General features: G+C 61.7%; 13 protein-coding genes. 4 read left to right on the top strand and 9 right to left on the bottom strand.

The features are described 5' to 3' along the window. Positions 1-5 precede the first annotated feature (5 nt). From BE0216_RS07785 to BE0216_RS07750, 8 genes are all read right to left on the bottom strand, one after another. Positions 6-158, bottom strand: coding sequence for a hypothetical protein (locus tag BE0216_RS07785; RefSeq protein WP_158217249.1), 153 nt, complete (start codon positions 156-158; stop codon positions 6-8). 153 nt (positions 159-311) lie between these two features. Further along, positions 312-1,097, bottom strand: a complete 786-nt coding sequence (gene istB / locus BE0216_RS07780) for an IS21-like element helper ATPase IstB (protein ID WP_094637804.1) — start codon at positions 1,095-1,097, stop codon at positions 312-314. Continuing rightward, positions 1,094-2,563 carry an IS21 family transposase gene (gene istA, locus BE0216_RS07775; protein ID WP_094637805.1) on the bottom strand — a complete coding sequence of 490 codons (1,470 nt, stop codon included), beginning with the start codon at positions 2,561-2,563 and terminating at the stop codon, positions 1,094-1,096. The genes istB and istA overlap by 4 nt, the downstream gene beginning before the upstream one ends. A 112-nt stretch (positions 2,564-2,675) precedes the next feature. Further along, positions 2,676-4,715, bottom strand: a complete 2,040-nt coding sequence (bilR, locus tag BE0216_RS07770; protein WP_193042847.1) for a bilirubin reductase, long form — start codon at positions 4,713-4,715, stop codon at positions 2,676-2,678. Positions 4,716-4,817: 102 nt separating this feature from the next. After that, complete coding sequence (locus BE0216_RS07765) at positions 4,818-7,844, bottom strand: glycoside hydrolase family 3 protein (RefSeq protein ID WP_226805740.1); 3,027 nt, start codon at positions 7,842-7,844, stop codon at positions 4,818-4,820. 566 nt (positions 7,845-8,410) lie between these two features. Then, complete coding sequence (locus BE0216_RS07760) at positions 8,411-11,305, bottom strand: glycoside hydrolase family 3 N-terminal domain-containing protein (RefSeq protein WP_094637474.1); 2,895 nt, start codon at positions 11,303-11,305, stop codon at positions 8,411-8,413. Between the two features lie 237 nt (positions 11,306-11,542). After that, on the bottom strand, positions 11,543-12,850 hold the full coding sequence (locus BE0216_RS07755) for a sensor histidine kinase (protein ID WP_094637475.1): 1,308 nt from the start codon (positions 12,848-12,850) through the stop codon (positions 11,543-11,545). A 4-nt stretch (positions 12,851-12,854) separates the two neighbouring features. Further along, complete coding sequence (locus BE0216_RS07750; protein WP_143249331.1) at positions 12,855-13,556, bottom strand: LytR/AlgR family response regulator transcription factor; 702 nt, start codon at positions 13,554-13,556, stop codon at positions 12,855-12,857. An 837-nt stretch (positions 13,557-14,393) separates the two neighbouring features. Here BE0216_RS07750 and BE0216_RS07745 point away from each other — a divergent pair. Both BE0216_RS07745 and BE0216_RS07740 read left to right on the top strand, forming a co-directional pair. After that, positions 14,394-15,695: an ATP-binding protein gene (locus BE0216_RS07745; RefSeq protein ID WP_226805739.1), complete on the top strand. Its 1,302-nt coding sequence runs from the start codon at positions 14,394-14,396 to the stop codon at positions 15,693-15,695. A 306-nt stretch (positions 15,696-16,001) separates the two neighbouring features. Further along, on the top strand, positions 16,002-17,480 hold the full coding sequence (locus BE0216_RS07740; RefSeq protein ID WP_094637478.1) for an ATP-binding protein: 1,479 nt from the start codon (positions 16,002-16,004) through the stop codon (positions 17,478-17,480). 392 nt (positions 17,481-17,872) lie between these two features. On the opposite strand, the gene BE0216_RS07735 is transcribed toward BE0216_RS07740, so the two are convergent. Next, on the bottom strand, positions 17,873-20,770 hold the full coding sequence (locus BE0216_RS07735) for a glycoside hydrolase family 3 N-terminal domain-containing protein (RefSeq protein ID WP_094637479.1): 2,898 nt from the start codon (positions 20,768-20,770) through the stop codon (positions 17,873-17,875). A gap of 309 nt (positions 20,771-21,079) precedes the next feature. Between BE0216_RS07735 and BE0216_RS07730 the strand changes: the two genes are divergently transcribed. Then, entirely contained in the window at positions 21,080-21,796 is a 717-nt protein-coding gene (locus BE0216_RS07730) for a LytR/AlgR family response regulator transcription factor (RefSeq protein ID WP_094637480.1), read from the top strand. Next, complete coding sequence (locus BE0216_RS07725) at positions 21,793-23,130, top strand: ATP-binding protein (RefSeq protein ID WP_094637481.1); 1,338 nt, start codon at positions 21,793-21,795, stop codon at positions 23,128-23,130. Before BE0216_RS07730 ends, BE0216_RS07725 begins: the two co-directional genes overlap by 4 nt. Positions 23,131-23,143: the final 13 nt, after the last annotated feature.

Genomic DNA, 23,143 nt, shown 5'->3' with positions numbered 1-23,143 from the left:
TCAGGCTAGGCGGCGACGGCGGCCAGATAGCCTTCTTCGACGGCGCGATTGATGTCGGCGGCGCGGCCGTTGCAGTCGCCGGCCAGAGTCACCTTGATGCCGGCGGCCTCAAGCGGGGCCGTGTCGAAGGCGACCGGGGCGGTGCCGAGCGCCAGCACCACGCAATCGCAGGGGATGGAGACGGCCTGCGTTGTGTTTTGTCAAGTTCGTGTCGGCTGGATATTCATGTTGTTTTCCGCAGGTTGTGCAGCGGGTTTTCCGCGGGATGATCGTTCCGTGGGCCCGCCCGCCGCCTTGGTCTGGTTTGTTGGTTATTTGGTCATGAGGGCGTTGCGGCTGCGGTAGCTTTCGCCCTTGAACCGGATGAGCCGTCCGTGGTGGACGGTGCGGTCGACGACCGCGGCGGCCATGTTCGGGTCCCCGAACACCCTGGCCCATCCGCTGAATTCGATGTTGGTGGTGTAGACGACGCTCCTTGTCTCGTAGGAATCGGATATGACCTGGAAGAGGAGGCGGCTGCCCTCCTCGTCGATGGGGATGTAGCCGAGCTCGTCGATGATCAGGAGGCGGGCCTTGGCGATGGCGGCGAGCTCCTTGTCGAGCCGGTTGTCCTGTTTCGCGCGTCTCAGGCGCATGACCAGGCTTGAGGCGGTGAAGAACCTTACCGGTATCCCGGCCCGGCACGCGGCCCGTCCCAGCGCGATCGCGAGGTGCGTCTTTCCGGTGCCGACGTTGCCGTAGAGCACGAGGTCCTCGGTCCTACCGACGAATTCGAGGGATTCGAGCTGGCTCCGTCCCCAGTCGGCGGGCATGTCTAGGTTGGTCCAGTCGTATCCGTCGAGCTCCTTGTCGGACGGGAAGCCGGCGGTCTTCATCAGACGGGCGCGTTTGGCATGGTCGCGTGATTCGAGTTCGGCCTCGAACCAGCGTTCGATGAAGTCGAGCTGGGCGGGCGTGGCCCCGGCCAGCGTGTTGGCGAGTACGCTGCGGGTGAGCGTGAGCTGTTTGCTCATCTCCATGATGCGCTGGCTCTTGGCGATGGTGTCGGCCCTGCGGCGGCGGGTCTCGGGGATCTGCGGTTCGGGTCTCGTGCTCATGCGTCCTCCTCGCCGGGACGGTTGAACCTGTCGTAGGAGCCCAGGTCGGGCAGGTCGCCGCCGTGGTCGGCGTCGCCGTCCGCGAACCGTCTGGCCAGAATCGCCATGTCGGCCTCGGCGAGGGGCCAGCCGCGGTCGACGAGATGCGAGGCGGCCCGCATCGCCGGTTCGAAGCCCGCGGCCTCGCACGCCCCTGCGATGGCCTTAAGACTGGCCTTGAGGGTCTTGTCGTCGGCTTGGTCGAGCCGTTCCCTCACGTCGTCGGGCACGTCGGGACGGATCGAGCAGTCGCGCCACGCCCCGGGTTTGCGCGCGAGCAGCGGGAACACCGTGGCGGGATCCTGGATCGTGCGTGGTGATCTGCCGTAGACGCGGGAGAGCTCGGCCACCGTGCGCCCGTCCTTGTCCTTGACGGTGACGCTCGTGGCGCGCACAGCGACGTCGACCCTTCTGCCGTGCAGCGCGGGGCCGACCTGGTAGCGGTTGGAGTCGATCTCGACGCAACCGTATTTATCGGCCTTGCGGGTCTCCCACCTCACCGCGTCGAACCGGCACGACGGCAGGGGCCGCAGCGCCTTCAAATCGTCGGAGAACAGGTCATCGACCGGCACGAGCGCGCGGTAGTGGACGGACCTTCCCAGCCCGTCGCATTTGGCGAGCATGAGCCGGGTGAGCTGCTCGTGGGTCTCGGCCGCCATGGGCGGGACCATGAGGTTGCGCCGCAGGAATCCGACCGCGTTCTCCACGCTGCCCTTCTCGTTGCCGGAATACGGATTGCAGAACCGCACGTCGAGCCGGTGGTGACTGACGAACGCCTCGAACACGCGCGACATGGTCACGTTCCCCTTGGAATCCCGGTGGCCCGCGCCGGACGCGTTGTCGATCACGAGCGTGTGCGGGACGCCGCCGATGTGCTCGAAGATCGCCGTCAGGCCCTCGCAGATGCACTCCGCGTTCTCCGCGGGCAGGCTCGCCGCGTACCGTTTGTTCGAATGCGGGAACGTGACGACCAGGCAATGGTCGTCGACCCACTCGCCAGCGATCCTGGCCTTGGCCAGGCCGAAGTCCATCTGCATGCTCCCCGGCGTCCACTCCAGCTCCACGTAGCCGTCGGACGGCTCGCGGTTCGCCGCGCGCCACTCGTCCACGTAGCGCAGCACGGTGGAGTACGAGCCCGTGAACCCGTGCTCGGCCACGAGCCGGTCATGCACGCGCCTGGCGGTGTGGCGCTGCTTGCCGGGCATGAGCCGGTCCGCCTCCAGCCAGCCGTCGACGATCGGCTTGTACTCGTCGAGAATCGACTTCACCCCGCGCCTGGCGGGCGGTTTCGGCGAGCAGTCCTCCATGCCCGCGTACTTCGCGACCGTGCCCCGGTCCACCCCGAGCCTTCTGGCGATCTCCGCGTGCGGCAGGCCCTTCGCGTCGAGCCTCCTGATATCTTGCTGTTGGGACATGGGTATCGTCACTGTCCTTTCCTTCCCCGGGCCGGCGGCAACCGGCCCTGGCTGCTATTTGGTTTGCAACCCGGGAATCTAACAGGCGGAGCGAACCCATGTCTCCTCTCAACATCAGGGATGACTATTCTGCGGAAAAACAGCTGCACATCAAGCGGGAAACACCATGACACTCCTGCCTAAAGAACATTGAACATAAACACTGCGTTTCCGGCTCGGGCGCGTCGGCGGGAGCGGCACCGGGAGCACCAGGACCACCAGGAGCGGCGGGACCGCCGGGACGCACGCCAGCGCCGGGCGCACCGGCGCCCGGACGAGCTCCGCCAGCACCCGCGCCCGGGCCTGCGGGACGTCCGCCGGGAGCGGCACCCGGAGCACCAGGACGGCCGGCGGGGGCCGGCGGGTTCAGGGTTTCGGTGGCCTCGACCGATTCGGCGGTGATGCGGTCCACCTTGGTGTTGGTTTTCAGCGCAACGCCATGCTCGGCGAAGTCGGCCATCATCACCGGCTTGATGGTCTGCGATTCCTCGGCGGCGATCTGGCCCATCATCTCCACGATGGTGACCTCGCAGCCGTAGTCATCGCCGGCGATCAGTTCGGCGGTTTCCGCGCCGACCAGGCCGCCGCCGATCACGACGGTGCGGCCGTGGGGCTTGACCTTGCCCTCCAGCACCGACCATGCGTCCATCACATGCGGCTGATCGAGCCCGGGGATGGGCGGGGCGGCGTTGCGGCCGCCGACCGCGACGATCACCTCGTCATAACCGCCGGCCACCAGCGATTCGGGTGTGACATCCGCATTCAGACGCACGTCCACGCCCGCGGCTTGAAGCGCGCGCCCATACCATGCGGTCGCACGGCGCATGTTCTCCTTGCGCGGCGGCACGCTGGCGATGCCGAGCTGACCGCCCAGCTCGCCGGCCTTCTCGAACAGCGTGACCGTGTGTCCACGCAGGGCGGCCACGCGGGCGGCCTCCATGCCGGCGGGGCCCGCGCCGACCACCGCGACGCGATGCGGCGCTTCGGCCGGCTTGATCACACGCTCGTACTCATGGCCGTTCTCGGCGTTGAGCACACAGGAGATGAACCGCCTGCTGGCGATGGCGTCCGTGCAGCCGCGGTTGCACATGATGCACGGGCGGATGAGGTCCTCCTCGCCGGCTGCGACCTTATTCGCGTAGTCCGGATCGCACAGCATCGGGCGGCCGAGGCCCACGTAGTCGCAGGCACCGGATTCGATCAGCCGTTCGGCCTCGGTGGCGGTGGGGATCGCGCCGACCGTGGAGACCGGGACCGGAACCACGGCCTTGACGCGCCGCGAATACTCCTCCATGAAGCAGTTAGGACGCGTGCCCATCGCGGGGATGGTGTCGTTGAGGTTGCCGGTGTGGTTGGCCTGGCCGACGTGGAAGGTGTCGACGCCGTCCTCGACGAGCAGTTTCGCCAATTCCACGGCCTCGTCGATGAACAGGCCGCCGCGGCCGATCTGCGGGTTCTCGGTGATGATCGGCAGCTTGTAGTCGATGCAGATGTCGGGCGAGCCCTCGCGGATCGCGCGCACCACCTCGCGGGCGAAGCGCGTGCGGTGTTCGAAGGTTCCGCCATATTCGTCGTCGCGCTGGTTGATCAGCGGCGAGCACAAGGAGCCGACCAGACGGTCGCCGTGCACTTCGATCGCGTCCGCGCCGGCGAGGGTCGCGCGGCGGGCGAGCGCCTTGATGGATTCGAGGATCTCGCCGAGGCGGTCGGCCGACACTTCGTTGATGTAATGCGCCATGTCGTGGTGGAGTTTGGCGCGGGCGCCCATCATGTCGCCTTTGGCGAAGAGTTCGGCGACGGCGACCGTGTCGTATTCAGGGTGGAACACCTGCAGACCGAGCTTGCAGTCGAATTCATGCAGGGCGTCGGCGAGCGCGCGGAAGCTGGGGATCTGTTCGTCGGTGACGAGTTTGGGCGTGGGCGAGATCGTGTGCACGGGCGTCACGTCGCCGAGCACGATGTAGGCGGCGCCGCCTTCGGCCACGCGCTTGTAGAAGTTGATGCTCTGGTCGGTGATCGATCCGTCGCGGGCCTCGTAGCCGGTGGTCATCGGCGGGAACATCATGCGGTTCTTCAGCCGCATATGGTTGATCTCCAGTGGTTCCAGCAGTCGCTGCAGTGTCATGCGTACCTCCTTGTAGTTGCGACGCTTGTTGACTTCCGTTGCCGCGGGTCGGCGCGGCACGCCGGTTCGCGGCAACGGAAGAAAGGTTGGTTCGGCCGTTTGTCAGGCGGTCGGCGGCTGGTCGCCCAGCGCGGACGGCATATCCGCGACGGACTGCGATGAGGACGCGGACACGGCGGCATCCATGCCTGCGGTCGAGCCGGGCAGAGGAGAGCCGGCCTTGACCCACTTGCGCCAACGATGGCGGCGAATCACACCGCGTGTGGTGAGGAACACGAGTCCGACGATCAGCAGCGAGACCACGACTTCGATGCCCCACAGCCACTTCTGCCAGGTGGGGGTGATGTGCCTGACGCCGCTGTCCGCGCCCATGGTGTTCATGGCGTTGGAGTTGGCGATGGCGTACACCACGTTCTTGGCGGCGCGCTGGAAGTCCGCCTGCACGGCGGGCGTCATCTCCTCGTCGGACAGCTTCCACAGGGTGGAGCTGGAGTTGAGCCACAGGTCGGTGCCGGCGGCCAGGCCTTCGCGCAGGTCGGAGTAGCCGAAGTTCGGGAAAGAGGTCTGGTCGGTGATGGCCATGCCTTCGAAGCCCCATTCGCCGCGGATCACGTTGGTCATCAGGCCCTTGTGGCCGCCGGACCAGCGTGCGCCGATGCGGTTCATCGAGGTCATGAGGCCCATGCAGTCGGCGTCGCGGATGGCGGTTTCGAAGGGCTTGAGGTAGATGTCGCGCACGGACTGCTCGTTGGCGAACATCGCGCCGCCCGCACGGTTGGTCTCCTGGTCGTTGACCACGAAGTGCTTGAGGAAGGGGATCACGCCCTTGGCCTGAGCGGCGGCGACGATCTTAGCGGTGAGCTGGCCGGAGAGCATCGGATCTTCGGAGAAGTACTCGAAGGCGCGGCCACCGTAGGGCGAGCGGTGGATGTTGGCGGCGGGGCCGTACCAGCCGGCGACGCCGAGCGCAAGCGAATCCTCGCCGATGGCGTTGCCGAAGCGTTCGGCGAGCTCGTCGTTCCATGTGGCGGCGATCACGACTTCGGGCGGGAAGCCGGTGCCGGACGCGCCGCCGACCAGGGTCGAGGAGATGCCGGCGGGGCCGTCCTTGTCGATGGTGCCGGGCAGGGAGATGGATTCGATGGCGTTGGTGGTGTAGCCGCCGTTGCGCACGAGGGAGTCGATGTCGGCCACGCTCATGCGTTCGACCAGCTGGGTCCAGCCTTCGTCGTCGTAGTCCTCGCCGATCATCTCGACCACCTTGCTCGGGCCTTCGGTTCCTTCGGTGGTGACCTCGGTCGCGTCGGAGCCGGGCGTGGTGTCGATTTCGAGCGCGTCGACGAACTCCTGGGGAGCGGTCCACTCGCCGTCGGCGTACACCTCGGGCCAGGTGCCGGTCCAGTCGGAGCGGCTCAGGTAGGTGAAGGAGTCGTCGTAGGCGCGGATGTCCACGTCGTCGAACTGATTTTCGATGGTTTCGCCGGTGGCAGCGGAGGTGGCGTAGGTGGTGGTGTCGAGTTCGGCGACGGTGACTTTGGCGGTCATGGCGGCGTTACCGTCGGCGTCCATGCCGTCGGCCGTGGTCTTGCCCTTGGCGGCGAGCACGTTGTTGAGCGCGGCGTGCGCGTCGGTGCCGGCGGCGAAGTAGTAGTCGTCCGCGTCGACGATGTAGGTGCCGGCGCCGTCGGCGTCGTAGGCCTTCATCGACTCCTTGGCGACGGTGACGGTGACGGTCTGGCTTTCGCCGGGCTCAAGCGTGTCGGTTTTCGCGTATCCGACGAGTTCGACCGCGGATTTCTCGATGCCGTTGGCCTTGTCGTAGTCCGTGTAGGGCGACTGCATGTACAGCTGCACGACGTCCTTGCCAGCCACATCGCCCGTGTTGGTCACGGTGGTGGTGAACTCGTAGGAGTCGCCGGCGTCGCGCATCGTGAAATCGCTCCAGTCGAAGTCGGTGTAGCTCATGCCGTAGCCGAAGGGATACTGCACGAGTTCGCCGTAGTCGAAGTCGCCCACGTTGCCTTGGTTCAGCACCATATCCTCATAGCGGGTCTCGTAGTAGCGGTAGCCCACGTAGATGCCTTCGGCGTACACCATGTATTTGTCGCCGGAGGTCACGTCGGAGTTGGCGATGGTGTAGTCGCCGGTGTTCACCACGCTGGGGGCGGAGTCGAGGTCGTAGGCGAAGGTGTCCACGAGATGGCCGGAGGGGTTGATGGAGCCGTCCAGCAGTTCGCCGATGGCGTTCGCGCCGGTTTCGCCGAACGCGCCCACCCAGGCGACCGCGCCTACGCCGGTGTCGGCCAGGGGGCCGAGCTCGACGGGGTTCTGCGTGTTGAGCAACACGACGACCTTGTCGAAGTTCTCGCAGGCCATGTTGATCATGTCGAGCTCATCGGGGTCGAGCTGCAGGTATTCGACGCCGGATTCGAGCGTGCCGATCGGCAGGTCGGAGCTTTCGGAACCGGAGCGGCCGATCACCACCACGGCGGCGTCGCCGTAGTCGGCGAAGCTGGCCTTCACTTCGTCGGTGTAGACGCTGACGGGCACTTCGTTGACGGCGAAGGAGCCGACGCCGGTTTCGCCGGGCAGGACGCGGCGGTAGTCCTTGCCCGCGCCGTTCGTGTAGAAGTCGGTGAGGGTGGGGTTGACGGCGAAGCCGTCCTCCTTCAGGGAGTCGATCAGGGTGTCGGCGTTGCTCACGTCGATGGAGCCGGCGCCGCCGCCGCCATGGATGAGGTCCACGGAGCCCTGGCCGAAGACGGACAGCCTCGCGCCCATGGACAGGGGCAGGGTGTCATCGTCGTTCTGCAGCAGGGTGACGCCCTCGCGCATGATGTCGGTGCCGATCTCGCGGTTGGCCTCCTGGCGTTCCGCGTCCGACGAATAGTCGGAGGCGAAATAGGTGGCCGACTCGTCGGGGTTGGTGATCTCGGAGTTCACCTGGCCCGCGAACGAGGTGATGAGATTCGCGTAGCTGCCGGTCAGCACCATGACGGCGACGAGGATAACCGTCAGCAGCAGCGCCAGCAGATAGGTCAGAATGGGCCAGACGATGAACCAGCCCTTATAGGGTTTGCCGTTCTTTTTGAACCGCATCTTCAACTTGGGTGTTGCGTTCCGTGACATGGTGATGCACTCCTTGCATGCCGCGCCCGGGACGGCGTCGCCCCGGGTCGTGTTCTCTCTACTCGTGTCGCTTTCTCGTGTGATCGCGCATGGATGATGAACCACTGATTTCCGAGGACTTCAGCGGGAGTTCCGAATCGTCAACGCTTCGGAACCCGTTTTTGCATTTTTGTTAAGTGTCTTAACAGTAGTGCATACGCTCGACAAATCGCTTCATTCGAGTCGCCCCACGCCCGACGCGCATCACCCGGTATGCGATTCACGCCACCCAGCGAACATTCTATCGCCGTCGCTACCGCTACCGCATACAGCAGTAGGAATGAGATTCCTCGACTACGCCCTGCGGGCTTCGCTCAGAATGACGATTTTCTGTCATGTTGAGCGGAGCGCAGCGGAGTCGAAACATCTCAGAGATCCCTCGACTCCGGCTATGCCTCCGCTCGGGATGACGAGAAGGATTCATCTGGGGGGGGGGCAACGAAAACGGGCGGCATCCGGATTGCTCCGGATGCCGCCCGTATGGCTATTGGGTTGGATTCCCGACCGTTAGGGGCGGGAATTCAGGCTCAGCCCTGGACCTCGATGGTGGCGGCCTTCTTGCGATCGAGGAACTTCTTGATCGCAAGGGCGCTCAGGCCGAGGAACAGGACCGCGGTCATACCCCAAGCCACATACATGGCCGTGCGCCAGATCGGAGTCGTGGTCTCCGGCTCGCCATTCTCATACGCCCAGCTGTGCACCGCAGTGTAGAGGATGTTGTGGGCGGCGGTTCGCATCGCCTGGACCGAGGTGGCCGAGCGGTCGGTCACATGGTTGGTCAGCTCCATCGTCGCCAGCATGGCGTCGCCGCCGTTGCGGATCTCCTGATCGGCGTTCTGGTAACCGTAGCCGCCGAAATAGTCGGTGAGCACGAAGCCGCGGAAGCCCCATTCGTCGCGAAGCACGGTGTTCAGCAGGTTGGGGGACGCGCCGGCGTAGGTGGTGCCGATGTAGTTGTAGGCGCTCATCACGGCCTGCGCGCCGCCGTCCTTCACCGCCATTTCGAAGGGCTTCAAATAGATCTCACGGATCGCCTGCTCATTCGACCAGGTGCACAGCATCTGCGTGCGGTTGGCCTCCTGGTCGTTGAGCGCGAAGTGCTTGATGAAGGAGTACACGCCCTTCGAGCGGGCACCCGCCACCTCATTCGCGGCCATCACGCCGGAGAGCAGGCTGTCTTCGGAGAAATATTCGAAGTTGCGGCCCGAGAACGGGGAACGATGGATGTTCATGGCCGGGGCGTACCAACCGGTCACATGCATCTCACGCGCCATGTCGCCGATCGCCTCGCCGAATTCCGTCGCCAAATCCTCGTTCCAGGTGCAGGCGAACGCCACCGAGGAGGGGAACGCGATGGAGCTGACTCCGGTGAAGTTGTTCACGAAGCTGGCGGGGCCGTCCAAGTCGGTGAGTTCGACCTTGCCGATGCTGTCGATCGCGCGGGTGCCGTAGCCGCCCATGGCGATGAGGTTGTCCATCTCGTCGACGGTGAGCTCGTCGAGAAGCTCGTCCCACAGCGGGTCGTCGTAGTCCTTGTCGCGCAGCTCGTACAGCTGGACTCCGTTGTCGGCGCCGGTGGTCGGCATCTCGTCCGAATCGTCGTTGTGGTCGGCGGGATCGTAGTTCGCATTGTTGGTGAAGGTCGCCTTCGCCTCTTCGCTCATCGACAGGCTCGCCGGAGCAGCGACGGCCTCGGCGTAGTTCGCGAAGCCGTCGGCGCGGGACAGATAGGTCACGTCGCCGGCCGCGTAGTCGAACTGGTTGGTGGCCACGGTCTGGTCGCCGTCGTGGGTGTTGCTTTCGGTGTCGTAGGTGATGGTCTCGGCCACGTTGACGGTCTGCTCGTCGATCACCGTATGGGAATCCGAATTGATGGACACCACATAGTCACCAGCCTCAAGCACATAGGCTTCGGCGTTCTCGGAATCGTAGGACGCCATGTCGTCGTCCTCGAACTCGACCGTCAACGTCTGGCTCTCGCCCGGCTCCAACAGATCGGTCTTGTCGAACTCGACCAGGTTGGCGGTGGCCTTCTCAATGCCGCCGTTGGTGTACGGCGGGTTGTAATAGACCTCGACCACATCCTTGCCCGCGGTGTCGCCCGTGTTCGTCACCGTCACATCGAAGGAGACCGTGCCGTCGGAGTAGGTCACATCACCCATCTCCTGCTCGAACGTGGTGTAGGACAGACCGTAGCCGAAGGGGAACTGCACCGTGGCGTCGTAGTCGATCAGACCTTCGTCGGCGGCCGTCTCATAGAACTTGTAACCCACATAAATACCCTCGTTGTAGTTGACGAAGGTCGGCGTGGTGCGGCCCTCGTTACCCGCGAAGGTGAAGGTCGCGGCAAGGTCGTCCACATTGTCGTAGGCGAAGCGGCCGAAGTTGTTGAACGACGGCGAGGCGCTCACGTCACGCAGGAAGGTGTCGGCGGTTTTGCCGGAGGGGTTCACCTCGCCGGCAAGGATCTCGCCCAGCGAGTTGAAACCGGACTGGCCTGCCGGCGGGCACCACAGCACGGACTTGATCTGCGGATAGTCGTCGAGGAAGTCGAACTGCAGCGCGTTGGAACCGTTGTAGACCAGCGTGACGTTGTCGAAGTTCTCGGTGACCAGCGTGAGCAGGTCGCGCTCCGTGCGGCTGAGCTCGAGCAGGCTCTCCCCCGCCTCGAAGTCCTCGTAATCCTCGGAGTTATTGGTGTAGACGATGCCTTCGGCCTTCATGTCGGTGGGCAGGTCGGCGTTCTCGCCGCCGAAGCGGGTCAGCACGATGATCGCCTCGTCGGAGAAATCCCGGGCATCCTGGATCAGCTCATCGGAGTATTGTGCCGCGGGCACCTCGGGCAGCGTCCAATCCTGGTAGAACATGGTGAGTTCAGGGCGCTCGGCGCGATAGTCGGTATACAGGTCGGTCAGTTCGGTGTTGGTTTCGAATCCGGCGTTATGCAAACCGTCCAGCAGCGACACCATCGGATGCTCGTTGGACATGGAGCCCGAACCGGAACCGCCCAGCACCGGCTGCGTGGAACCCCAGCCGAACACGTTGACCCGCGAAGCGGCCATCGGCAGATTGCCGTCGTTGTTCTGCAGCATCGTCACGGCCTCGTCATACACCTGCTTGGCCTGCGCGTTGGTCCGTTCGATGGTGGCTTCCGAAAGCTCATACTTCGTCGCGGTCGCGTTGGTCAGCAGTGTGGCCAGCGGGCCGGTGAGCATCATGGACACCGAGGCCACCACGGCCACCAGCACCACAAGCCACGACTCGGAATGCACCAGTTTGCGAACGCCGACGTTCTTCACGGTCTTCTTGTTCACCGCGACCGTCACCACTATCGCCAGCACCAGGAACACGCCGATGGCCACCAAATAGGGGATCAGCGAGTCCAGCACGGCGTACACGTCCGACATATTGATATCTAACATGATCCGTCTCTTCCTTGTACTCGGTCATCTTCACGACCACGTCGGCCGGGGCCTCAACCCCTACGCCTCACGTCGTCACTCACGCCGTTTTCGTTGTCGCAGCCGCAGCTTCACCGCTGGGCGACGGCATCTTGAACAGGTGATGCGTCCACTGTATGAAGATCGACCCCGACCACGCGGGGGAGATTGCGCGAAAGGTCGAATCGCACTCGCGAAGCGCACCGACCGAACGCCCGGCTACCGATATGCCGGTGGGATGGGGATCACAATCGATACGGAGAACACCCCGTCACGCGCCTCCATGGTCATCTCGCCATGGTATTTGCGCACCTGCATCGCAATCGAACGCGTGCCGAATCCATGGTGGCGCGTGTCCGATTTGGTGGTCACCGGCAGGCCGTCGCGGAACACCGGCGCATGTTCGGGCGCGAAATAGTTCTCTTCCTGAATCACCAGCAGGTTCGCGTTGGCCTCGACATTAAGGTCGATCACTCGATGTCCGGCGTCATCCACCTGCTGCGCGCTCTCTATGGCATTGTCCAGAAGATTGCCGAACAGCGAATACAGGTCCGAATCCTCCATAAACCCCAAAGCATGACCATCGGCCAGACAGGTCAGGGTGATGTCTTTGGCCGAGCAGTAGAGGCTTTTCTCCGTCAACAGCACGTCCAAGGAGTCGCTACCGGTGTGGAACACCGAGTCGTAGACGCGGATGCTGTTCTCGATTTCGCGAATCGAAGCCTCGGAAGGACGCCCACCCGTTTGGGCATAGAGCTCGGAGAACGATTTACGGATGTCATGGCATTTGATGTTGATCAGCTCGATATTCTCCTTGGCCAACTCGTAATGCTCCGCCTTCAAGCGGTCGGCCTCCTGCATCACTACCAAATCACCATGCAGACGGTCGTTGGCGGAACCCAACATCAGCACCGCCAACGCGAGCATCATGCACAAGGCGTCATAGAACGAACCCACGAACTGGGTCTCTTCAAGCCGACGCTGGACGAACACCAGACTGAACACGTTCGCGAACACCATGATGCCGATGCCGGCGCACACCCATACCCATCGGCTGCGAATCTTATCTTCAGCGAACGCGAACCGTCGTCCCAACAGCAGATACGCCGCCCCATACACTGCGGCGAACACCGCCAAGGTTGCAATATCGTCGAGCACGGAACCATCCGACCATGCCAAACGCCGGGGATTGACGATACTCACCACATCGTAGGCGATATGCTGCACCGCATATCCGGCGACCGCCGTGATCAGGGATTCCAGCCACGTCATATCCGTGCACCACCGCACCAAGGCGACCACTGTCAGAAAACACAGGCCGAAATACACGGATTTGATCAGCACGCCCAACACGGTCGGAGCGTCGACGTCCCAAGGCATCACCAGCGGCGCATAGACGCATCCATACGCCAGCACGGCCGCCGGTACCGCCAACAGACGCCACGACCTGCGCCATACGTGGCCTTGACAGAACAGCGCCGCTCCCACAACCAGCAGCAGCATGAACAGATTGAATGAGGCGATCATCGGTTCACCTTCTGTAATAGGCGGCGAGCGCCTGCATCAGCGACTTCTTCTTAGACCGGCTTACCGGCAACGAGGTCTCCCCCACCACAATCGTGTTGTCCACCACGGCCTTGACCCATTCCAGATTCACCAGACAATACCTGCTGCACAAAGCGAAATGGACGGGTTCCAGCAGCGTGGCGGCCTCGCGAAGGCTCCCCCATACCTTCCACGCGCCGTCTGCGGTGTGGTAGACGACCTCATGGCCGAGCACCTCCACGTATTGCACGTCGTGTGAGGAGAGGAAATGCGTCTGGGTGCCGATGGTCAGGGACAGGGTCACGCCCTGGCGCTTGGCGACCAACGCCTCCGCCTTGCGCATCTTCAACGCGAAATCGAAATAATCGAACGGCTTGACCAGATAGCCGATCGCATCCACGTCATAACCCATGGCCGCATACTGCGCCATCTTCGTCGTGAACGCCAACACCACCTGACCGTCGAGTTCGCGCAGCCGGCGCGCCACGCCCAGACCGTCCGTGCCCGGCATCTCCACATCCAGAAACACCACGTCGAACGCGGCCCTGTACCCCTCGAGGAACGAATCGCCGTCCGTGAACCGGGTGACGGCGTAACGCGACGCGTCGCCCCCGTAATACCGGCCGACCGCCCCCGCGGTGCGGGCCGCGTCCTCATCGTCGTCATCGACGACCGCAATGGAAATCACCACCACTCCTTCCACGGCCAACAACTCACTGACACCAAGCCTAACGCCTCCAAGCCAAGCAAACGGCACGTTCCACCACAAAACCGAACACCCGACGGACAGGAGATCCCTCGACTACGCTCGGGATGACGACGGACGGAAGATTCCTCGACTACGCCCTGCGGGCTTTGCTCAGGATGACGGAAAGCATGTTTGAGACGATGCTCTTTCGTCATGTTGAGCGGAGCGCAGCGGAGTCGAAACATCTTGGAGATCCCTCGACTACGCTCGGAATGACGGAGGGAGGATTGTCAACGCAGGACGGGATTAATATACTTACGGTTAGTATACTAATCGTGAGTATACTAACCGTAAGTATATTGATCTCTGAAAAACATTGGGGAATCTTTCCTGGTGGAGCGGCAGGTGCCGTTCGGCGAGTTGCTTACCAAATCACACAAGGCACGCTACGTTATCCGCAACCTGCTCTTCGCCCATTGGATACCGATTCATCAGCAACCGCGCCACCTCACCGACTAACGAACGACGAACAGAAGGAACGCCCAACCGGAGAGACGAAACCGGATAGCGCCCGAAGGATTCCGAATGTCGCTCGACTTTATCAAGCGACCACCCATGCCGCATAGGGATTTCCTCAGCTTTCTATCAACTTAATACTTAATACATCAACTTGATAGAAAGTATTAAGTTCATTGGTATGTTGGCCATCAAGTCGACGCACATAAAACATGTTCCATCCTAAAACGTGTAGGTTTACACATTTTAGGATGATAAAATGTGTAAACCTACACGTTTTAGGATGAAAGGGCGGAGATAATGGCGTTGCAAAGAGCCTTGATGAACGACCTCATCGCTTGGAAGAGCTCCCCCGACCGCAAACCTCTGCTGCTGCGCGGAGCAAGACAAGTCGGAAAAACATGGATCGCCACGGAGTTCGGACGGCAGGAATTCGGCAGCGTTCTTCGCCTCGATTTCATGAACGACCAGAGCGCCTCGTCGTTGTTCGAAGGCAGCCTGAATCCTGCGCAGCTCATTCGCAAAATGGAGGTGCTCGCCGGCCAAACCGTCGAAACAGGCAGGACTCTGATCGTTTTCGACGAGGTACAGGAATGCCCGCGCGCCCTCACCGCGTTGAAATACTTCTGCGAAGACGCACGCGAACAGCACATCATCGCCACGGGTTCGACCATGGGAGTGGCGTTGCATCCAGGCACATCCTTCCCCGTGGGAAAAGTGGACATGATGACGCTACATCCGCTCAGCTTCACGGAATATCTTCGGAATGCCGGCGAAACGAAAATCGTGGACGCGATAGAGACAGCGGCACTTGACGATCTCGAATGGATATCGCCACTGTTCTCCGATATGGCGACAAGTCTGCTTAGGGAGTACATGCTGGTCGGCGGCATGCCGGAAATCGTGGACCGCTATCTGCACGACAAGGATTTCACCGCCGCGAGGCAGCGGCAGCTTGAAATCCTCACCGCCTACGACAACGACTTCTCCAAACACTCGGACAGCCCCAACACCGCGGAACGGACGAGACGCACCTGGCAATCGTTGCCCGCACAGCTCGCGAAGGAGAACCGCAAGTTTGTATACAACTTGATACGAACCGGTGCCCGAGCCCGGGAGTATGAGTTCAGCCTGCAATGGCTGACCGATTATGGAATCGCCCATCGTGTTCCCTGCGTGAACGCCATGCGCAAACCGTTGCGGGCGTATGAGGATGCCCACGCCTTCAAAATCTACGCCCTTGACGTCGGACTGATGGGAGCCATGGCCGGAATCGACGCGTCGACCGTGCTCTCCGACGATTCGCTCTTCACCGAATTCAAGGGCACGCTCACCGAGCAATACGTCTGCCAACAACTTATCGCCCAAGGATTCCAGCCATACTACTGGGCGAATCCTGACGGTCGCGCCGAAGTCGATTTCGTCATCAGCAGCAACGGCATGATCCTGCCCATCGAGGTCAAGGCGGAGCGCAATCTGCGAGCGAAAAGCCTGCATGTCGCCGTGGCCAAATACGACATCCCCATGTCCGTCCGGACCAGTCTCGCCGAATACCACCGCGAGGATTGGCTGACCAACGTGCCGCTATGGGCCATCGGATGTGTGAATCGCATACGGCAGTAAGGGACGAGATTCCTCGACTTCGCTCGGAATGACGAAAGGGATTCGCTTGGAATGACGGCTTCCGTCATGTTGAGCGGAGCGTAGCGGAGTCGAAACATCCCGGAGATTCCTCGACTACGGCTGCGCCTCCGCTCGGAATGACGGAAGGAGGATTTCGAATGTCGCTCGCCGTTGTCAAGCAACCCCATCCTGAATAGGACTTTCTATCAACTTTCTACTTACTTAATACTTATCATGTTAAACCGATAGAAAGTATTAAGTTTGTTATTATGTTGATTATCAAGTTGTCACACGCAGGAGTATGCCATGGGCGAGCAAGAATTGAACAAACTCATAGCTCACATGAGACAGATAGGCAACGACACACAGACTTGCGAGGTTAAGGAATCGGTCGGCGGAATACCAAGGACGCTTACCGATACCCTATCCGCCTTCTCGAATGAGGGTGGTGGCACGGTGGTGCTTGGCATCTCCGAGAAAGAAGGATTCATCCCCGCCAAGGGCTTCGACGCCCGACGCGCACAGGAAGGATTTGTGGCAGCGTGCGGAAAACTGACGCCAGTGGTACGCCCGTTGTTGGAAATCGTTCCTTTTGAAGGCTCTGACGTGTTGGTGGCCCATATCGACGAGATGCCGGCAAAAGACAAACCGTGCTATGTCACAGAACGCGGCCGTTACCAAGGATCGTTCATTCGCAGCGGCGACGGAGACCGCCGTCTGACGGCATACGAGGTTGACAGGCTACTTGAATCACGCCAACAACCGACTTATGACGATGAAGTCGTGCCCGGCGCAACCATCGACGACCTCGATGCCACGCTCGTCAACGGACTGCTCGTACGACAGCGCACTCTACATCCACGCGTATTCGCAACGCGAGACGACCAATCGATTCTCACCAGTCTGCATGTGCTGCGCAACGATAACGGAGCGATGCGCCCGACGCTGGGAGGATTGTTGGCGTTAGGGACATTTCCTCAGCAATTTTTTCCACGTCTCAACATCACGTTCACTGCGTTTCCGGGGGTGACCAAAACCGAAACCGTGAGTGACGAGAGACGTTTCCTAGACGCACGCACATTAATCGGTCCCATTCCGGTCATGATTGACGATGCAATCGCCGCCGTGACCCGCAATATGCGCACTGGAGCCGTGATCGGAGGCACGTTCCGCCGCGATGTGCCGGACTACCCGCAAAAAGCGGTACGCGAAGCAGTTGCCAACGCGTTGATGCATCGTGATTATTCGCCTGACGCACGAGGGGCGCAGGTGCAGGTCAATCTTTACGCAGACCGTTTGGAAATCCTTAATCCAGGCGGATTATATGGTGCCGTCACCATAGAAAACATCGGCACATTCGGCCTCTCCTCCTCGCGCAACCAATTCCTCTCCACCATTCTGGAAAGCACCCCAGATCCAGACGGTGGATTCATCGTGGAAAACAAAGGAACGGGATATCAGGTCATCACTGCGGAACTGGCCGCCGCGCTCATGCCACCACCACAACCACGCAATAGCTTGACGGCATTCAGTTTGACGTTCGAAAAACGTCGCCTGAGCGCCTCCGAACGCAATCCTATGGCGGCCAACAATCTGGACGAGGCAATCCTGACACTGCTCGGCGAACGCAGCTCGGCATCGTCGCGCGAGATTACGGCGGCCTCCGGCATGTCACGCCCCACCGTCATCAACCATATCAATGCATTGATCGAACAGGGGCTAATCGAACCGACCGAACCCAATCGCAGCCCCAAACAGAGATATCGGCTGGTTCGAAAGGAATAATCTGAAAGAGATTCCTCGACTTCGCTCGGAATGACGAAAGGGATTCGCTTGGAATGACGGCTTCCGTCACGTTGAGCGGAGCGTAGCGGAGTCGAAACATCCCGGAGATTCCTCGACTTCGCTCGGGATGACAGAGGATTGGAGATCCCTCGACTCCGGCTGCGCCTCCGCTCGGGATGACGGAGGGATTACTTGGGATTACAGGCTCCGCATGACATGGCGCAAGCCATGTCATGGAATATAGACGGCCCGTCAGGGCCGACCTAGGCGGAGCGAAGATGACGAACGAAAGGGCCAGATAGCAACGAAACGGGCGGCACCCGGATGGTTCCGGATGCCGCCCGTATGGCTACTGGGTTGGATTCCCGACCGTTAGGGGCGGGAATTCAGGCTCAGGCCTGGACCTCGATGGTGGCGGCCTTCTTGCGATCGAGGAACTTCTTGATCGCAAGAGCGCTCAGGCCGAGGAACAGGACCGCGGTCACGCCCCAAGCCACATACATGGCCGTGCGCCAGATCGGAGTCGTGGTCTCCGGCTCGCCATCCGCGTACTGCCAGCCGTTAGCGGTGGTGTACAGGATGTTGTGGGCCGCGGTGCGCATCGCCTGGACCGAGGTGGCCGAGGTGTCGGTCACATGGTTGGTGATGTCCGTGGTGGCCAGCATGATGTCGTTGCCGTTGCGGATCAGCTGATCGGCGTTCTGGTAGCCATAGCCACCGAAGTAGTCGGTGAGCACCATGCCGCGGAAGCCCCACTCGTCGCGCAGCACGGTCTGCTGCAGGGCAGCGGTCGCGCCGGCGTAGTTGGTGCCGATGTAGTTGAAGGAGCTCATGACGGCGGTAGCGCCACCATCCTTCACGCTCATCTCGAAGGGCTTGAGGTAGATCTCACGGATCGACTGCTCGTTGGCCCAAGTGCACAGCATCTCGGTACGGTTGGTTTCCTGGTCGTTGAGCGCGAAGTGCTTCATGAACACGTACACACCCTGTTCCTGAGCACCGGCGGTCTGCTCGGCGGCCATCACGCCGGAGAGCAGGGCATCCTCGGAGAAGTACTCGAAGGTACGGCCCGAGAAGGCCGAGCGGTGGATGTTCATGGCGGGAGCGTACCAGCCGGCCACGTGCATGTCGTGGGCCATCTGGCCGATCATGTCGCCGAACTGGCGGGCAAGATCACGGTTCCAAGTGCAGGCGAATGCCGTGGAGGCCGGGAAGCCGATGGAGCCCACGCCGGTGAAGTTGTTGTTCAGCGAGGCCGGGCCGTCGGCGTCGGTCATCTGAATCTTACCGATGGAGTTGATGGCCGGGGTGCCATAGCCGCCGTTGGCGATGAGGTTGTCCATATCGTCGACGGTGAGCTGGTCGAGCATCTCGTCCCACAGCGGATCGTCATAGTCCAGACCGTACAGGTCGGCCAGACGCACGCCGTTGTCAGCACCGGTGGTCGGCATCTCATCCGAGTCGTCGTTATAGTCGGCCGGATCGTAGATGTCGTTGTTGATGAAGGTCGCCTTGTCCTCATCGGACATGCTGTAGTTGGTCGGCGCGGCGGTGGCCTCGGCGTAGTTCGCGAAACCGTCGGCGCGGGACAGATAGGTCACGTCGCCCTCGGCGTACTCGAACTGGTTGGTGGCCACAGTCTGGTCGCCGTCGTGGGTGTTGTCCTCGGTGTCATAGGTGATGGTCTCATCGACCGTCACGGTCTGCTCATCGATCACCGTGTGGGAATCCGAGTTGATAGACACCACATAATCGCCCGCCTCAAGCACATAGGCCTCGGCGTTCTCGGAATCGTAGGACGCCATGTCGTCGTCCTCGAACTCGATCGAAACGGTCTGGGACTCACCCGGCTCAAGCAGGTCGGTCTTCTCGAAGTCCACCAGGTTCACGGAGGACTTCTCGATGCCGCCGTTGGTGTACGGCGGGTTGTAGTAGACCTCGACGACTTCCTTGCCCGCGGTGTCGCCCGTGTTCGTGACGGTCACATCGAAGGAGACGGTGCCGCCGGAGTAGGTCACATCACCCATCTCCTGCTCGAAGGTGGTGTAGGACAGGCCATAGCCGAACGGGAAGGCGATCATCTCGTCGTAGTTGATCGCGCCCTCGTCGGCAGCCGTCTCATAGAACTTGTAACCCACGTAGATACCCTCCGTGTAATTCACGAAGTTCGGGGTCACCTCGGTGGTCTCGCCGGTGAAGCCGGTCACGGAAGCGGCCAGCTCGTCGACGTTGTCGTAGGCGAAATCGCCGAAGTTGTTGTAAGTGACCTGCTGGGTGAGATCCTTCACGAAGGTGTCGGAGGTCTTGCCGGAGGGGTTCACGTCACCGGCGAGAACCTCGCCCAGGGCGGAGAAGCCGGTCTGGCCCGCCGGCGGCACCCACAGCACGGAAGAGATCTGCGGATAGTCGTCCAGGAAGCCCAGCTGGAAGGTGTTCGCGCCGTTGTAGATCAGCGTGACGTTCTCGAAGTTCGAGGTGACCAGATCGATCATGTCCTGCTCGGTCTGGCTCAGCTGCAGGAAGTGCTCGCCGGCCTCGAAGTCGGCGTAGTCCTCGGAATTGTTGGTGTAGGTGATGCCTTCGGCGGTCATATCCATCGGCAGATCGGCCCCCTCGCCACCCACACGGGTGATGACGACCACGGCCTCATCGGAGAACGCCTTGGCGTCCTCGATCAGAGAATCGGAGTACTGGGCGGCCGGAACCTCAGGCAGGGTCCAATCCTGGGCCCACATGCCCACCACCGGGCGATCGGCGCGGTATTCGGTGTACAGGTTGATCAGATCCTCGTTCACCGTGAAGCCGGCCTCGTCCAGGCCCTGCAGAATCGAGGTGGTCTCGTACTGGTCGGACATGGAGCCGGAGCCGGTACCGCCGTAGACGGGCTGGGTGACGCCCCAGCCGAACACGTTGACGTTCTTGTCGGCCAGAGGCAGGGTGTCGTTCTCGTTCTTCAGCATCGTGATGGCCTCGGCCTCGACGTCCTTGGCGAGATCGTTGGCCGCGGCGACGGTGTCGTCCGAAAGCATGTACTTGGTGACGGTGGCGTTGTTGAGCAGCGTGGCCAGCGGACCGGTCAGCATCATGGACACCGAGGCCACCACGGCCACAAGCACCACGAGCCAGGACTCGGAATGGACCAGTTTGCGAACGCCGACGTTCTGCACGGTCTTCTTGTTCACAGCGAACGTCACGATGATGCCGAGCACCAGGAACACGCCAATGGCGATCAGGTACGGCGTCAACGATCCGATGACGTTCATGACATCAGCCATGTTGATGGAAAGCATGGTATGTCTCCTCCATTTCTCATTGCATTGCAGGGGCAGAAGGAACATGCATCCTCGCTGTTCTTGTGGAAGTCCGCAATGACGACACATCCTCATGCCTTGGTAACGATTCAAACAAATTCCACGTTCGGTTCACCAAAGACACGCCCAACCTGTCGGTTCCGATGCATAATCTGTCATCAAAACGACCACTTATGCCATAACGCATGCGTATCGGCGCGTTCATGCTACACAACCCCGTCCCGCACCCGTTGCGGCCCTGTATCGGCAGGCCATGGCCTAGGCTTAGTGGAGGCAGAAAGGAATGTTATGCGCGCGATACGTATTGGTGTGGTCGAGGACGACCCCACCCATTGCCAGCGTCTGCTGGACTATCTCAACCGCTATCAGGAGGAATCCGGCGAGCGGTTCACCGTATCCGTCTTCGACGACGGCGCGAAGATCGCGGAGAACTACGTGCCCATGTACGACATCCTGCTGATGGACATCCAGATGAAGCAGATGGACGGCATCGACGCCGCCCGCGAGATCCGCAAACGCGACGACTCGGTGGTGATCGTGTTCATCACCTCCGCCCCCCAATACGCCATCAACGGCTACGAAGTGGGCGCGCTGAGCTTCCTGCTCAAGCCCGTGCCTTGGTTCGGATTCCAGCAGGAGATGGCGCGTTCCATCGCCCAGGTGAGGCGCAACACCGACGAATCCATGCTGGTGGACACCGGCACGTCGTCGCTGCGGCTGGTATTGGCCGACATCGTCTATTTCGAGTCGATCCGCCATACCATCGTCATCCACACGCTCAGCGGCAAGCTCTCCATCTCCTCCAGCCTCAAAAAACTTGAGGAGCAGTTGGAGGGCCGTAGCTTCTTCCGTTCGAACTCGTGCTATCTGGTGAACCTCGACCATGTGACGGGCGTGCAGGAATCCGACTGCGTGATGTCCACCGGCGAGACGCTGCGCATCAGCCGCCCACGTAAGAAGGAGTTCCTCGCCGCGCTCACCAATCACGTGGGTACCGGACGATGACCGTCGAAATCACCAACGCCCTGCCGGACATCCCCCGCATCTACACGGCCATCAGCGAATGGCTCGCCTGCATGGTGTACGTGGCCGTGGTGCCGCGCACCGTCTCATTGCGACGCACCCTGTGCATGGGCGCGCTCGGGCTGGCGGTGCTGATCGGCCTGCAGTATTTCGCCGGCACATTGCCCATCACATTCTGGATCCTCGGCATGTGCCTGGCGTTCGCGGCGATGTGGGCGATTGTGCGCTTGGCGTCGGGCATCGGCAAACGCACCGCGCTGTTCCTCACCGCCCGGGCCTTCGTGCTCGCCGAGATGGTCGCCTCGCTGCACTGGCAGATCGACTCGTTCATCCGCCCCAGCAGCGCGCCGCTCTGGCGTCTGCAACCCGTTCTGGCGCTTATCGGCATCTACGGCATCTGCTTCGCCGGCGCATGGCTGGCGGAACGACACAGCTTCCGCGGCGATGAGACGATAACCCCCACCATGCGCGATGCGGTCACCACCAGCATCATCACCATCATCACCTTCGCGATGAGCAATCTGAGTTTCGTCTCCACCAACACTCCGTTCTCCGGCACCGTGGGCCAGGAGGTGTTCTATATCCGTACGCTGGTGGATCTGTGCGGATTCCTCATCCTCTACGCCCAGCAGGAGCAGATCCGGCAGACCCGAGCCACGCTGGAGCTCGCCTCCATCAACGCCAGTCTGCAAAGCCAGCATGCCGAATATCTGCAGTCCAAGGAGAACATCGAGGCGATGGGAAGGCTGGCGCACGACCTCAAACACCAGATCGTCGCCCTGCGTGCGGAACTCGATCCGCAGCAGGCCTCGGCCCAGTTCGAACGGCTGGAGGCCTCGGTGAACGAATACAGCGCCCAGCAGCATTCCGGCAATCCGGTGCTCGACGTGATCCTGACCACCAAAACACGCACCTGCGCCGATCGCGGCATCACCTTCACCGCCGTGGCCGACGGCAAACTGCTCGCCGGTATGGATTCGATGGATATCGCCACCTTGTTCGGCAACGCGCTCGACAACGCCATCGAGGCGGCGAGCCGGGTCGCGGACCTCGAACGGCGCATCATCAAGCTCGCGTTGTTCCAACAGGGCCAATTCGTGGTGGTCCGTGTGGAGAACTACTTCGAAGCGCCGCTCAAACACGACGCCATCGGCAATCTGACCACCACCAAACGCGACAAAACCGCCCACGGCTTCGGCGTCAAATCCATCCGCCATATCGCCCGCTCCTATGGCGGCGAACTGACCATCACGCCACAGAACCACTGGTTCGAGCTGCATGTGCTGATTCCTCTGCCTCTGGCCAGAATCAGCTGAAATTCGCACCGAC

It is taken from the genome of Bifidobacterium eulemuris (assembly GCF_014898155.1).
Classification (GTDB): Bacteria; Actinomycetota; Actinomycetes; order Actinomycetales; family Bifidobacteriaceae; genus Bifidobacterium; species Bifidobacterium eulemuris.
The sequence above is the reverse complement of the archived record's forward strand: the minus strand, read 5'-3'. Positions and strand labels throughout refer to the sequence as shown.

What these genes read in the sequence shown, in the direction of transcription:
- BE0216_RS07725 (WP_094637481.1), top strand. Translation starts at nt 21,793, where the DNA reads ATGACCGTCGAAATCACCAACGCCCTGCCGGACATCCCCCGCATCTAC.
- BE0216_RS07760 (WP_094637474.1), bottom strand. Translation starts at nt 11,305, where the DNA reads ATGTTAGATATCAATATGTCGGACGTGTACGCCGTGCTGGACTCGCTG.
- BE0216_RS07765 (WP_226805740.1), bottom strand. Translation starts at nt 7,844, where the DNA reads ATGTCACGGAACGCAACACCCAAGTTGAAGATGCGGTTCAAAAAGAAC.
- BE0216_RS07740 (WP_094637478.1), top strand. Translation starts at nt 16,002, where the DNA reads ATGGGCGAGCAAGAATTGAACAAACTCATAGCTCACATGAGACAGATA.
- BE0216_RS07745 (WP_226805739.1), top strand. Translation starts at nt 14,394, where the DNA reads ATGAACGACCTCATCGCTTGGAAGAGCTCCCCCGACCGCAAACCTCTG.
- bilR (WP_193042847.1), bottom strand. Translation starts at nt 4,715, where the DNA reads ATGACACTGCAGCGACTGCTGGAACCACTGGAGATCAACCATATGCGG.
- BE0216_RS07735 (WP_094637479.1), bottom strand. Translation starts at nt 20,770, where the DNA reads ATGCTTTCCATCAACATGGCTGATGTCATGAACGTCATCGGATCGTTG.
- BE0216_RS07755 (WP_094637475.1), bottom strand. Translation starts at nt 12,850, where the DNA reads ATGATCGCCTCATTCAATCTGTTCATGCTGCTGCTGGTTGTGGGAGCG.
- BE0216_RS07730 (WP_094637480.1), top strand. Translation starts at nt 21,080, where the DNA reads ATGCGCGCGATACGTATTGGTGTGGTCGAGGACGACCCCACCCATTGC.
- istB (WP_094637804.1), bottom strand. Translation starts at nt 1,097, where the DNA reads ATGAGCACGAGACCCGAACCGCAGATCCCCGAGACCCGCCGCCGCAGG.